At 69.7% G+C, this 13,917-nt stretch carries 8 protein-coding genes; all 8 read left to right on the top strand.

The window, feature by feature from the left end; genetic code table 11:
• The first annotated feature begins 97 nt into the window (after positions 1 to 97).
• The 8 genes from AB0H43_RS37350 (at position 98) to AB0H43_RS37315 (ending at position 13,912) form a co-directional block, all read left to right on the top strand.
• A complete protein-coding gene (locus AB0H43_RS37350; protein ID WP_360007916.1) occupies positions 98 to 1,606 on the top strand; it encodes a sugar ABC transporter ATP-binding protein in 1,509 nt (502 codons plus the stop codon).
• A gap of 33 nt (positions 1,607 to 1,639) precedes the next feature.
• Positions 1,640 to 2,635 carry an ABC transporter permease gene (locus AB0H43_RS37345; protein ID WP_360007932.1) on the top strand — a complete coding sequence of 332 codons (996 nt, stop codon included), beginning with the start codon at positions 1,640 to 1,642 and terminating at the stop codon, positions 2,633 to 2,635.
• Between the two features lie 87 nt (positions 2,636 to 2,722).
• Complete coding sequence (locus AB0H43_RS37340) at positions 2,723 to 3,769, top strand: substrate-binding domain-containing protein (protein ID WP_360007930.1); 1,047 nt, start codon at positions 2,723 to 2,725, stop codon at positions 3,767 to 3,769.
• Positions 3,770 to 3,850: 81 nt separating this feature from the next.
• Positions 3,851 to 5,026, top strand: a complete 1,176-nt coding sequence (locus AB0H43_RS37335) for a Gfo/Idh/MocA family oxidoreductase (protein ID WP_360007928.1) — start codon at positions 3,851 to 3,853, stop codon at positions 5,024 to 5,026.
• Between the two features lie 144 nt (positions 5,027 to 5,170).
• Complete coding sequence (locus tag AB0H43_RS37330) at positions 5,171 to 8,377, top strand: carbohydrate-binding protein (RefSeq protein WP_360007913.1); 3,207 nt, start codon at positions 5,171 to 5,173, stop codon at positions 8,375 to 8,377.
• Positions 8,374 to 10,437: a ThuA domain-containing protein gene (locus AB0H43_RS37325; RefSeq protein WP_360007910.1), complete on the top strand. Its 2,064-nt coding sequence runs from the start codon at positions 8,374 to 8,376 to the stop codon at positions 10,435 to 10,437. Before AB0H43_RS37330 ends, AB0H43_RS37325 begins: the two co-directional genes overlap by 4 nt.
• Positions 10,438 to 10,542: 105 nt before the next feature.
• A complete protein-coding gene (locus AB0H43_RS37320; RefSeq protein ID WP_360007907.1) occupies positions 10,543 to 11,553 on the top strand; it encodes a sugar phosphate isomerase/epimerase family protein in 1,011 nt (336 codons plus the stop codon).
• A gap of 154 nt (positions 11,554 to 11,707) precedes the next feature.
• Complete coding sequence (locus tag AB0H43_RS37315) at positions 11,708 to 13,912, top strand: nitrate- and nitrite sensing domain-containing protein (protein WP_360007904.1); 2,205 nt, start codon at positions 11,708 to 11,710, stop codon at positions 13,910 to 13,912.
• The last annotated feature ends 5 nt before the right edge of the window (positions 13,913 to 13,917 follow it).

The raw sequence follows: 13,917 nt of genomic DNA, 5'->3' as shown, positions 1-13,917 counted from the left end.
CGGTCTGGTTGGCCACCGAACGGACTCGGGCCTCCTCGAGAGCGCCGGTCGGCTTCGTGCGGCCCGATCCAGCGCCACAACGACGGGGTGGTGAGGCATGACCACGATCCTCAAGCTGGACGGGGTGGTGAAGGAGTTCCCCGGCGTACGGGCGCTCGACGGGGTCCACCTGGAGGTGCGCGCGGGTGAGGTGCACTGCCTGCTCGGCCAGAACGGCGCGGGCAAGTCCACCCTGATCAAGGTGCTGGCCGGAGTGCACAAGCCCGACGCCGGCAGCGTCACCTGGCAGGGCAGCCCGGTCAGCTTCGCCAATCCGCAGGCCGCGATGAAGGCCGGGATCGCGACGATCTACCAGGAACTCGATCTGGTCGATCATTTGTCGGTCGCCGAGAACGTCTTCCTCGGCCAGGAGCCGAGCCGGTTCGGGTTCGTCCACAGGAGAACCGCGGCGACGCGTACCCGCGAAGTCCTGCGGCGACTCGGGCACCCCGAGATCCCGGTGCACCGGCTGGTCGGGGCGCTCCCGTCGGCGGGCAAGCAGATCGTCAGCATGGCGCGGGCGCTCTCGCACGAGGCGAAGCTGCTCATCATGGACGAGCCCAGCGCCGTCCTCGCCCACGACGAGGTGGGCAACCTGTTCCGGATCATCCGGGAGCTCACCGCCGAAGGCATCGCGGTCGTCTACATCTCGCACCGGCTCGAGGAGATCCGCGAGATCGGCGACCGGGTCACCGTCCTCAAGGACGGCCGGACGTCCGCGGTGGACCTGCCCGCGCGGACGACACCGACTCGCGAGCTGGTCAGCAAGATGACCGGGCGCTCCCTCGAATACGTCTTCCCGCCTCGCGGGGGAGAAGCGGGCGACGTGCTGCTCCAGGTCAGTGGGCTGACGCGGGCACACGAGTTCCAAGACGTCTCCTTCGAGGTACGCACAGGGGAGATTGTCGGCATCGCCGGCCTGGTGGGAAGCGGACGAAGTGAGCTGCTCGAAACGGTCTACGGTGCGCGTACCCCTGAATCTGGAACGGTGAGCGTCGCGGGCCGGAAGCTGCCCGCGGGCGACGTCGGCGCGGCGGTCAAAGCCGGTCTGGGGCTGGCCCCCGAGGAGCGCAAGAGTCAGGCGCTGCTGCTGGCCGAGCCGGTCTACCGCAACATCACGCTGACCACTTTCGGCCGGTACGCCCACGGCGGCTTCACCGACGCGGGCCGGGAGCAGGCCGAGGCGAGCCGGATCGCGGACGCCTTGGAGCTGCGCCCCCGCGACGTACGCCGCCCGGCCGGCACGCTGTCCGGCGGCAACCAGCAGAAGGTCGTCGTCGGCCGGTGGCTGCTGGGCGACACCCGCCTGTTGCTGCTGGACGAGCCGACGCGCGGCGTCGACGTCGGCGCACGGGCCGAGCTGTATCAGGTGATCCGTGATCTCGCGCGCCGGGGCGTCGGCGTGCTGCTGGTCTCCAGCGAGGTGCCGGAGGTGCTCGGTCTGGCCGACCGGGTGCTCGTGATGCGCGAGGGCCGCCTGATCAAGCAGGCGCCCGCCGGCGAACTGACCGAGGACGACGTCCTCGACCTGGTGATGGCGGGCTCGCTGAGCCCCACTTCGTCGTAAGGAGCTTGTACGGTGACGGCTCAGACGTCCGTTGTGGAGCGTGGCGGCTGGTGGCGGGCGATCCCCACCGAGTCGCTGTGGCGCAACCTCGGCCTGGTCGGGGTGCTGGTCGTGCTGTTCGTGATCGGCGCGATCATCCGGCCCGACCTGTACGGCGACTCCGACTGGGTCGTCAACAACATGCTGGTGATCCTGCAACAGGCGGCCGCCATCGGCGTGGTGACCGTCGGCGTGACCTTCGTGATCATCGGCGGCGGCATCGACCTGTCGGTCGGCGCGTTGATCGCGCTGGCCGGGGTCTGGTCGACGACCTTGGCGACGCAGTCCTACGGAGCGGGCGGCATGATCTTCGCCGCGCTCGCGGTCGGCACCGTCGCCGGCGCCCTCAACGGCCTGCTCATCGCGTACGGGCGACTCGTGCCGTTCATCGCGACGCTGGCGATGCTGGTCGCCGCCCGAGGTCTGGCCGCCCAGATCTCCGGCAAACAGACCCAGGTCTCCGGCGACCAGTTCATCAACGGGATCGCGACGACGAAGGTCGCGGGGATCCCCATGCTCGTCATCATCCTGGCCGTCGCCGCGGCGCTCGGCTGGGTGCTGCTCAACCGCACCACGTTCGGCCGGCGTACGGTCGCCATCGGCAGCAACGCCGAAGCGGCCCGGCTGGCCGGGATCAACGTCCGGCGGCACACGCTCCTGCTGTACGCGTTGTCCGGGCTGTGCTGCGGCATCGCCGCGATCATGCTCACCTCGCTGGCCACCTCCGCCCAGGCGGCCGCGGCCGAACTCTACGAACTCGACGCCATCGCCGCCGCGATCATCGGAGGCACGCTGCTCTCCGGCGGTCGGGGGACGATCGTCGGCTCGATGTTCGGCGTGATCGTCTTCTCGGCGATCACCAATCTGTTCGCCATCGCCAACCTGCCCACCGAGGTCCAGAACATGGTCAAGGGCGGCATCATCGTGCTGGCCGTGCTCGTCCAGCAGATCCGGTTCCGATCGCTGACCACGCTGTTCCGTAAAGCCTGATTCGTTCCGATCGGCTGTCGTCAGTTCCTGGGCGACGGCTGGGTACCCCGCACCCTTTTTCCGTCCATTTCGGAGGTTGTCATGCGCATGACCCACCTGTCCCGCCGCAGCCTGCTGTTCGGCGGCGCGGCCCTCGGCGCCGGCGCGGTCCTCGCCGCGTGCACGAGCAACGAGTCGAACAACCCCACCACGGCGCAGACCAAGGGCGCCGAGGCGAGCAACCCGAACACCGCCGCCGGCAAGGCGGTCACGATCGGGTTCTCCGCCCCGGCCGCCGACCACGGCTGGATCGCCGCCATCACCAGCAACGCCAAGGCCCAGGCGGCGGCGTACTCGGACGTCACGTTCAAGCAGGTCGAGGCGGGCAAGGACGCCGCCGCGCAGCGGGCCGCCCTCGACACGCTGATCGCCGAGAAGCCCGACGTCATCGTCCTGCTGCCGCACGACGGCAAGGAGCTGAACGCGTTCGGGCTCAAGGCGATGGAGGCCGGGATCCCGGTCGTCAACCTGGACCGGGCGTTCCCCGACGCGCTGGCGTACCGGCTGCAGATCAAGGGCGACAACTACGGCATGGGCGTGGCCGCCGGGCACTACATCGGCAAGGCCATGAAGGCGAAGAACGTCGCAAGCCCGGTGATCGGCGAGATCGCCGGCATGGACGAGCTGGAGCTGACCCAGGAGCGCAGCAAGGGCTTCGCCGACGCGTTGAAGACCTACGGCTTCAAGGTCGCCAACCGGCGGGCGGCCCGGTTCACCGCCGACACCGGCCAGAAGGAGGCCCAGAACCTCCTCCAGGCGCTGCCGAAGCTCGACGCGCTGTGGAACCACGACGACGACCAGGGCATCGGCGTCCTCGCGGCGATCACGGCGGCCAACCGGAGCGAGTTCATCATGGTCGGCGGGGCCGGGTCGAAAAAGGCGATCGAGGACATCGCGGCCGACAAGTCGGTCCTCAAGGCGACGGTCACCTACAGCCCCTCGATGGCCTCGTCGGCGATCTCGCTGGCCCGGCTCATCGCACAGGGGCGGGGGATGGCGGATCTGGTCGAACTCCAGGTCCCGAAGGAGATCATCCTCTCCTCCGAGACGATCACGAAGGAGAACGCGAGCACGTACCTGAAGCTCGGGTTCTGATCGTTCCCCGGTTCTGGCGTTCGGTTATTGCTGGAGGTTTCATCAGTGTCCACGACAGACGGTGGAGAGCTGCGGATCGGCATGGTCGGGTACGCGTTCATGGGGGCGGCGCACTCACAGGCGTGGCGTACCGTGAACCGGGCCTTCGACCTGCCCCTGCGAGTGCGGATGACGGCGATCTGCGGCCGGGACCAGGCCAACGTCGCCGCGGCCGCCGATCGCCTCGGCTGGGAGTCCGCCATGACGGACTGGCGGGAGCTGGTCGCCCGGGACGACATCGACGTGATCGACGTCTGCACCCCAGGGGACAGCCACGCCGAGATCACCCTGGCCGCGCTGGCCGCCGGCAAGCACGTCCTGTGCGAGAAGCCGCTGGCCAACACGGTCGAGGAGGCCTCGGCCATGGTGACCGCCGCCGCCTTCGCCCGCGGATCGGGCATCCGCAGCCTGTGCGGGTTCAACTACCGCCGGGTGCCCGCCGTGGCGCTGATGCGGGAGCTGATCGCGGCCGGTCGGCTGGGCGCGATCCGGCACGTGCGGGCGGCGTACCTGCAGGACTGGATCGTCGATCCGGAGTTCCCGCTGGTCTGGCGGTTGCAGAAGGACCGGGCCGGGTCGGGCGCGCTGGGCGACATCGGCGCGCACATCGTCGACCTGACCCAGTACGTCACCGGTCAGCGCATCACGGGGGTCAGCGCGCTCACCGAGACCTTCGTCCGGGAGCGGCCGCTGCCGTCCGTCTCTAGTGGACTGGCGGCAGCGGCCTCCGAGACCGACGGCGGGCTCGCCACGGGCCGGGTGACGGTCGACGACGCGGCGCTGTTCACCGCCCGGCTCGACGGGGGAGCGGTCGCCACGTATGAGGCGACCCGGTTCGCCACTGGCCGGAAGAACGCGTTGCGAGTCGAGGTCAACGGCGCCCACGGCTCGCTCGCGTTCGACCTGGAACGGCTGAACGAGCTGGAGTTCTACGACGCGACGCGGCCCGGTCCGGAGCAGGGGTTCACCCGGATTCTGGTGACCGAGCCCGAGCATCCCTACGTGGCCGCCTGGTGGCCGCCCGGTCACATCCTCGGCTACGAACACTCCTTCACCCATCAGATGCGCGACTTCGTGCAGGCCATCGCCGACGACACCGACCCCGCACCGTCCTTCGAGGACGCTCTCCAGGTGCAGCGGGTGCTCGACGCGGTCCTGCGCTCGGCCGGCAGCGACTCCGCCTGGACCGGGGTCGACCCCGTGCTGACCACCGCCTGACGTTTTTGGCGCTGGATCAGGGTTCTCGGTCGAATCACCGCCCAAGATTCGACTCAGATCCCTGATCCGGCGGTGCAACGAACGGCCCGACCCCATGGCGCGGCGGCGCGCGCCTGACTTCCCCCGAGTCAGGAAGGCACCTTCATGAACCGCTCCACTCTTCCCGCGGCGATAGCACTCGCCGCCGGAATCGTCCTCGTGCCGGTGGCCGGGAGTCCCGCCGTCGCGCACACCACGATCAACGCGGCCGACTATCAGCAAGTCGAGATGGCCCGTGGCGTGGCCGAGATGGGCGAGCCGATGTCGCTCGCCGTGCTGCCCGACACCTCTGTTCTGCATACCGCGCGGGACGGCAAACTGCGCCGGACGGACGCGGCCGGGACGACGACGGTGATCGGCACGCTGCCGGTCTACTCCCACGACGAGGAGGGCCTCCAAGGCGTGGGCGTCGACCCGAACTTCGCGGTCAACCGAGCGATCTTCCTCTACTACGCGCCTCCGCTGGCCACCCCGAGCGGTGACGCGCCGGCCACCGGCACCGACTTCTCCGCCTGGCAGGGGGTCAACCGGCTGTCCCGGTTCACCCTCAACGCCGACTGGACGCTCAACCTGGCCAGCGAGAAGGTCGTCCTGTCGACCCCGGCCGATCGGGGCATCTGCTGCCACGTCGGCGGCGACATCGACTTCGACGCGGCCGGCAACCTCTATCTGACCACCGGCGACGACAGCAATCCGTTCTCGTCCGCCGGGTACGCCCCCATCGACGAGCGCGCCGACCGGAACCCGGCGTACGACGCGCAGCGTACTGCGGCGAACACCAATGACCTGCGCGGCAAGCTGCTGCGGATCAAGGTGGCCGACGACGGCACCTACACCATCCCGGCCGGCAACCTGTTCGCCCCGGGCACGGCGAAGACCCGGCCGGAGATCTACGCGATGGGCTTTCGCAACCCGTTCCGGATGAGCGTCGACAAGGCGACCGGGGTGGTCTACCTCGGCGACTACGGGCCGGACGCGGGCAGCACCGATCCGAACCGCGGCCCGGCCGGGCAGGTCGAGTTCAACCGGATCGCCTCGCCGGGCAACTACGGATGGCCGTACTGCACGGGCACGAACACCACGACGGAGACCTACAACGAGTGGAACTTCTCCACCGACACCACGGGTCCGAAGTACGCCTGCTCGACTGGGCCGACGAACAACTCGTTCCGCAACACCGGCCTCACGACCCTGCCCGCGGCTCGGCCGGCCTGGATCCGCTACGGGGGTGACGCCGGCTCGCCGCCGGAGTTCGGCAGTGGTTCGGAATCGCCGATGGGCGGCCCGGTATACCACTACAACGCGGCGTCGACGTCGACGGTCAAGTTCCCCGCCGAACTCGACGGCCACTTCTTCGCGGGCGAGTTCGGCCGGGGCTGGATCAAGGCGATCGACGTCAACGCCGACGGGACGCCGGGGGCGATCGCGAACTTTCCATGGACCGGCAAGCAGGTCATGGACCTCGCGTTCGGCGCCAACGGCGCGCTCTACGTGCTCGACTACGGCACCGGCTACTTCAACGGCGACGCCAACTCCGCGCTCTACCGGATCGAGTACATCGCCGGGGCGGACCGGGCGCCGATCGCTCAGGCGTCGGCGGACAAGACCTCCGGCCTCGCCCCGTTGACGGTCGCCTTCTCCGCCGCCGGTTCGTCCGACCCGGAGGGCGGCGCGCTCATCTACAGCTGGGCGTTCGGCGACGGCACCACCTCGACCGCGGCCAATCCGAGCAAGACCTACTCCACGAACGGACAGTTCACCGCGACCCTGACGGTACGCGACCCGGCCGGCAACACCGGGACGTCGAGCGTCATCGTGACGGTGGGGAACACCGCGCCGACCGTGCGAGTGCAGCTCCCGGCGAACGGTGCGCTCTTCGCCTTCGGCGACACCGTGCCCTACCAGATCACCGTCAGCGATCCCGAGGACGGCACGATCGACTGCGCCCGGGTCAAGATGACCTACGTGCTCGGGCACGACAACCACGGCCATGCCATCACGTCGCAGACGGGCTGCTCCGGGGCGATCAGCGTACCGGTGGACGGGGAGCATGACGACGCCGCGAACATCTTCGGCGTCTTCGACGCCGAGTACACCGACAACGGCGCGAACGGCCAGCCCGCGCTGACCACGCACGCCCAGAACATCGCCCAGCCCAAGCATCGGCAGGCCGAGCACTACACCGCCGCGTCCGGGATCAACCAGTTCGCCAAGGCGGCGGCCGAAGGCGGCAAGACCGTCGGCGATATCCACAATGGAGATTGGATCGCTTTCGACCCGTACGCCGTGGGCAATGCGGCGTCGTTCGTCGCGCGGGCCTCGTCGGCCGGGGTCGGCGGCACGCTGCAACTGCGGACCGGCTCGCCGACCGGGCAGGTGATCGGGCAGGCCACGATCCCGGTGACCGGGGCCTGGGACACCTTCACCACGGTCAGCGGCGCGATCACGAACCCGCCGTCCGGTACGCAACGGCTGTACCTGGTCTTCGCCGGGGGAGCGGGCGCGTTGTTCGACCTGGACGCGATCACGTTCGTGACGAACAACGCGGCGGCGGCCGAAGGCGAGAGTTACACGTCGCAGTCGGGCGTCGGGATCGCCACGCATATTCCGGCGACTGGCGGCAAGACGCTCGGCTTCGTGGAGAACGGCGACTGGGCGGCGTACGCCGGGATCAGCACCACCGGCGCGGTCGGCTTCTCCGCCCGGATCTCGTCGAACGGGGTCGGCGGCACGATCCAGATCCGCTCCGGTTCCCCGACCGGTACGCAGCTCGGTGCGGTCGCCGTGCCGGTGACCGGCGGCTGGGAGACCTTCCAGACGGTGTCGACGACGCTTACCGGTTCCGCCTCCGGCCCGCTGTACCTGGTCTTCACCGGTGGCAGTGGTGCCCTCTTCGACCTCGACAACTTCACGCTGAACCGGCTCGGCAGCGGCGCCACCGGCGCTATCGTCGGGTTGGCGGGCAAGTGTGCCGACGTCGCCGGGGCGAACACCGCCGACGGCACCCACGTTCAGCTCTACACCTGCAACGGGACGAACGCGCAGCGGTGGGCGCCGGTCGGGCAGACCTGGCGGTCGCTGGGCAAGTGCCTGGACGTCTCCGGCGGCAACACCGCCAACGGCACGGTCGTGCAGTTGTGGACGTGCAACGGGACCGGCGCGCAGAACTGGGTCGCGCAGGCCGACGGCACACTACGCAATCCACAGTCGGGGCGGTGCCTCGACGTCCCCGGTGGCTCGATCGCCGACGCCACGCAGTTGATCATTTACGACTGCACGGCCGGCGCCAACCAGAAGTGGACGCTGCCATGAGGAAACTTGTTTGGGCGGCCGCGCTCGGAGCGGCCTTGATCGCCGGGACCGAGACCGCCGCCTGTGCCGCCGACACGGCGTACGACGTGCTGGTGTTCAGCAAGACCGCGGGCTTCCGGCACGACTCGATCGCGGTCGGCGTCCAGACCATCCGGGACCTGGGGGCGGCGAACAACTTCACCGTGACCGCCACGGAGGACGCCGCCGTCTTCACCACGGGCACTCTGGCGCAGTACGAGGCGGTCGTCTTCCTCAACACGACCGGCGACGTGCTGGACGACGCGCAGCAGACCGCCTTCGAGGCGTACATCCGCGGCGGGGGCGGGTTCGTCGGCGTCCACGCGGCGGCCGACACCGAGTACGGCTGGCCGTTCTATGGCGAGCTGGTGGGCGCGTGGTTCGCCTCGCATCCCGCGATCCAGTCCGCCACGATCAAGGTCGAGGACCGCGCGCACGCAGCCACCGCCGGGCTCGGCCAGACCTGGGTCCGCACCGACGAGTGGTACAACTACCAGACCAATCCCCGGTCGACCGCGCACGTCCTGGCCAGCCTGGACGAGTCCAGCTACACCGGTGGCGGCATGGGCGCCGACCACCCGCACACGTGGTGCAAGACCATCGGAAGTGGACGGTCGTTCTACACGGGCAGCGGGCACACGCAGGCTGCATACTCCGAGTCCGGGTTCCGGGCGCTCCTGCTCGGCGGCATCCGGTACGCCGCCCGCCGGGTCAACGCCGACTGCCGGCCGGAGACGGGATACACCCAGCTGTATAACGGCTCCACCACGGGCTGGTCGCAGGCCGGGCCGGGCGGGTTCACCAACGCCGACGCGACGCTGAGTTCCTTCGACGGGATGGGCCTGTTCTGGTATTCGGCCCAGCAGTTCGCCGACTACTCGCTCAAGCTCGACTGGCGGCTGGCCGGTGACGACAACTCCGGGGTGTTCGTGGGCTTCCCGGCCTCGTCGGACCCCTGGTCGGCGGTGAACAACGGCTATGAGATCCAGATCGACGCGACCGACAGCGCGGATCGCACGACGGGGGCGGTCTACGGATTCCAGTCGGCCGACGTCGCGGCTCGTGACGCGGCCGTGAATCCGCCGGGAAGCTGGAACACGTTCGAGATCACGGTCTCCGGTGAGCGGCTGCAGGTATTCCTCAACGGGGTGAAGATCAACGACTTCACCAACACCGATCCCGCCCGATCGTTGGCCGGGTACATCGGCTTGCAGAATCACGGCACCGGCGACGACGCCTCGTTCCGCAACATCCGGATCAAGCCGGCCGGCGTCGACCGCACCGTTCAGGCCGAATCCTTCAGCAGCGCCAGCGGGGTGTCGCCGTACACGAAGACCGGGGCGCACAACGGGCAGACGCTCGGCTTCGTCGACCCGGGTGACTGGGCGGCGTACGCCGGAATCGACCTGACCGGCGTCACGAGGTTCAAGACACGGGTGGTCTCCGGCGGCCCGGGCGGGGTGATCCAGATCCGCACCGGTTCGGCGACCGGGACGGTGCTGGGCACGGTCGCCGTCCCGAACACGGGCGGCTGGACGACCTTCGCCGACGTCAGTACGCAGCTATCGGGCGTACCAAGTGGGGTGCAGACGCTCTATCTGACCTTCACCGGGACCGGCGGCGGGCTGTTCGACGTCGACGACTTCACGATCGCTCGCGCACCCGGCAGCGGGGCGATCACGGGGCCGGGCTGGAAGTGCCTCGACGTCAGCGGGGCCGGGACCGCCGACGGCACGAAGGTCCAGCTCTGGACGTGCAACGGATCGGCGGCGCAGCAGTGGTCACCGGTCGGGCAGACCTGGCGGGCGCTGGGCAAGTGCCTGGACGTCTCCGGCGGCGGTTCCGCCGACGGAACCAAGGTCCAGCTGTGGACGTGCAACGGGACCGGCGCGCAGAACTGGGTTCCACAGACCGACGGCAGTCTGCGCAACCCGCAGTCCGGCAAGTGCCTCGACGCGGCGGGCGGGTCGACCGCCGACGGCACCCAGGCGCAGATCTGGACGTGCTCCGGCGGGGCCGCCCAACGCTGGAACCTGCCCTAGACGGCTTGCCGTCCGCCATGGCGGTGCGGACGGCGAGTCGATCCGCCGGGGCGCCCGACGCCGACGGGCGCCCCGGCACCACCGAGAGAACGAGAGGAAGACGAGATGACCAGGCCGATCACACTTTTCACCGGCCAGTGGGCCGACCTGCCGTTCGAGGAGGTCTGCCGGCTGGCCGCCGAGTGGGACTACGACGGGTTGGAGATCGCCTGCTGGGGCGACCACTTCGAGGTCGACCGGGCGCTGGCCGAGGACGACTACGTCGAGCGCAAGCTGGCGACGCTGGCCAAGCACAACCTGAAGGTCTGGGCGATCTCGAACCACCTCGTCGGGCAGGCCGTCTGCGATCATCCCATCGACGAGCGGCACCAGGGCATCCTGCCCGCCCGGATCTGGGGCGACGGCGAGCCGGAGGGCGTACGCCGTCGCGCGGCCCAGGAGATGAAGGACACCGCGCGGGCCGCCGCCAAGCTGGGCGTGTCCACAGTGGTGGGATTCACCGGCTCCTCGATCTGGCACACGGTCGCGATGTTCCCGCCGGTTCCGCCGTCGATGATCGAGGCCGGGTACGCCGACTTCGCCGCCCGGTGGAACCCGATCCTCGACGTGTTCGACGAGGTGGGCGTACGGTTCGCGCACGAGGTGCATCCGAGCGAGATCGCCTACGACTACTGGACGACGAAGCGGACGCTGGAGGCGATCGGACACCGGCCGGCCTTCGGGCTCAACTGGGACCCGTCGCACATGGTCTGGCAGGACGTCGACCCGGTGAACTTCATCCTCGACTTCGCCGACCGGATCTACCACGTGGACTGCAAGGACACCAAGGTACGCGTGGGCGACGGCCGCCGTGGCCGGCTGTCGTCCCACCTGGGCTGGGCCGATCTGCGACGGGGCTGGGACTTCGTCTCGACCGGTCACGGCGACGTGCCGTGGGAGGACTGCTTCCGGGCGCTCAACTCGATCGGGTACGCCGGCCCCATCTCGGTCGAGTGGGAGGACGCCGGAATGGACCGTCTCGTCGGCGCGGCCGAGGCGGTCGGCTTCGTCCGGCGGCTGGCGTTCGACGCCCCGTCGGCCGCCTTCGACTCCGCGTTCAGCTCGGATGCCGGGTGACGCCCAGCCACATTGGTCCGCTTTGGCGGGGATCAATGGTGTGATCTGTCAACTTTTTGAATGCCATGTGACAAGACGGCAATCCCTTCGGAGGATGCGGCGGCCCCCGGCGTGAGCGGAGTCTCAAATGGTCACTCCGGGGAGGTCCGTCGCCATGCCCACATCCAGCGGTGCCGCGCCGATGCGGGAGCCGGTGCCGCATGTCCGGCGCAGCCCGCTGCGGTCCATCCGCGTACGCCTGCTGCTGCCCATCGGCATAGCCACCGTCGGCATGACGGTCCTCGGCGTGCTGCAGAGCGGCGCGGCGCTGAACACCGCTCGGGACGGTCAGCGGGCGCGGACGCTGGCGTGGGGCCTGACCGCGACGGTCAAGCTGAACCACCAGGTCGAGCAGGAGATCGCCGAGACCGCCGACCTGCTGTTGCGTGGTGGCACGACCGGCCGGCAGTTGCTGACCGCGCAGCAGGCGCGCACCGACACCGCGGCGGCGAACTACGACCAGGCGGCCACGGCGGTCGCGAAGCTGACGCCGGATCTGGCGACCGCCCTGGCGGCTGCTCGCAGCGAACTGGCCAAGCTGGCACTGGCCCGGGACATCGCGCTGCACCCGGAGAAGGAGGAGGACGACCAGGCGCTGTTCGACTCCAGCCACTCCGGTTCGCCCGACGACGGTACGCCGGAGGCGGCCTACGACGACCTGACGCATGCCCTGGTCGCGGTGGCGGAAACGATCGCAGCCGAACCGATGGCCCCCGCGCTGGCCGAGAACGCCCGGATCGTCGCGACGCTCAGCGCGGCCGAGCACCGGGCCGCTGAGGAGCGGAGTCTGCTGCGAGAGGTCTTCGGCCGCGGCAAGTTCCAGCCCGGTGAACTGGCCGAACTGGCCGAGCTGCGGGGCTCGGAAACGGACCGGATCGCACAGTTGGCCAACATCGCCTCCGCCGAGACCCGGCAGCGGTACGCCGCCGCGGTGCAGGGACCCGACGTGGAGCAGGCCACCCGGCTGGTCGAAGGGGCGCTGCGGTACGAGAGTCAGCCCGACGCGTTGAAGGTCGACCCGGACACGTGGTACATCGCACAGACCAACGCGATGCGGCAGATGTACCTGTTCCAGCTCAAGGTGATCTCCTTGCTGGAGACCGACGCGGCCGTCCTCGAAGCCGATTCACGCAACGAGTCCACGCTGATCACGGCGGTGACTGCTGCGCTTGTCGGGACGAGCCTGGGCGCGGCGGTGGCCTTCGCCGTCCAGACCAGCCGCCGCCTGCGGCAATTGCGCCGGGGCGCCCAGCAGGTGACCAGTACCGAGCTGCCGGAGGCGATCGCCGAGGTCAGCTCGGCGCCCAGCCCGCAGACGGTCCGCGACGTCGAACAGTCCTCCCAGGAGCGGGTGACGGCATGGCTCGCTCCCGGCGCGGATGAGATCGGGGAACTGAGCTCGGCCTTGTCGGGGCTGCATCGGCAGGCTCTGCGGCTCGCCGCCGACCAGGCCTTGCTGCGGATGGACGTGGCGCGGATCTTCGTCGCGCTGTCCCGTCGAGGGCAGACCCTGGTCCACCGGCAACTTCAACTGCTCGACGAGTTCGAACGCGTGGAGACCGATCCGGACACCCTGAGCCGGTTGTTCCAGCTAGACCACCTCGCCGCCCGGATGCGGCGCAACGAGGAGAACCTGCTCGTACTGGCCGGAGCCGAGCCCGGCCGGGCCTTCGTCGACCCTGAGCAGCTGGCCGACGTGGTCATGGCGGCGGCGGCCGAGATCGAGCAGTACGACCGGATCGACGCGAGTTCGCTCGCCGAGCTGTGGATCGACGCGACCGCCGTCGGCGACCTGGTCCATCTGCTGGCCGAGCTGCTGGAGAACGCGGTGGTCTTCTCGCCGCCCGGCAGCAAGATCCAGGTCGCTACACATAGGACGGTCGACGACCTCACCCTCACCGTCTACGACCACGGCATCGGAATCAGCCCCGAACAGCTGGCCGAGCTGAACGAACAGCTGCGCCGCCCGGCCGTGCTCACCGGTGAACTGGCCAGCCGGATGGGCCTGCTGGTCGTCGCTCGTCTCGCGCAGCGGCTGCGCGTACAGGTCGAGCTGCGGAGCGCGCCGTCCGCGGGCACGGTGGCCCTCGTCAAGCTGCCGAACCGCATGCTGCTGCCGGCCCATGCCGTGAACCGCAAACCCCGGCCCATCTCCGGTCCGCCCAGCCCGCCCCCTCCGCCCGGAGTAGCCCGGGGCCGGGCCACCGTGGTCGCCGCTGCGGCGACCGGCGTGATCGATCCCGACCTGGCCCGCGCCCGTCTGTCCAGCCTCGCCTCCGGCCTCGCCGCCGCCCAGCGGCACGCTCCACCGCCGGTCTAGCACCC

It is taken from the genome of Hamadaea sp. NPDC050747 (genome assembly GCF_040654195.1).
In the GTDB taxonomy this organism is placed as follows: Bacteria; Actinomycetota; Actinomycetes; order Mycobacteriales; family Micromonosporaceae; genus Hamadaea.
Note: the sequence above shows the minus strand (reverse complement) of the source record. Positions and strands in the feature narration are given on the sequence as shown.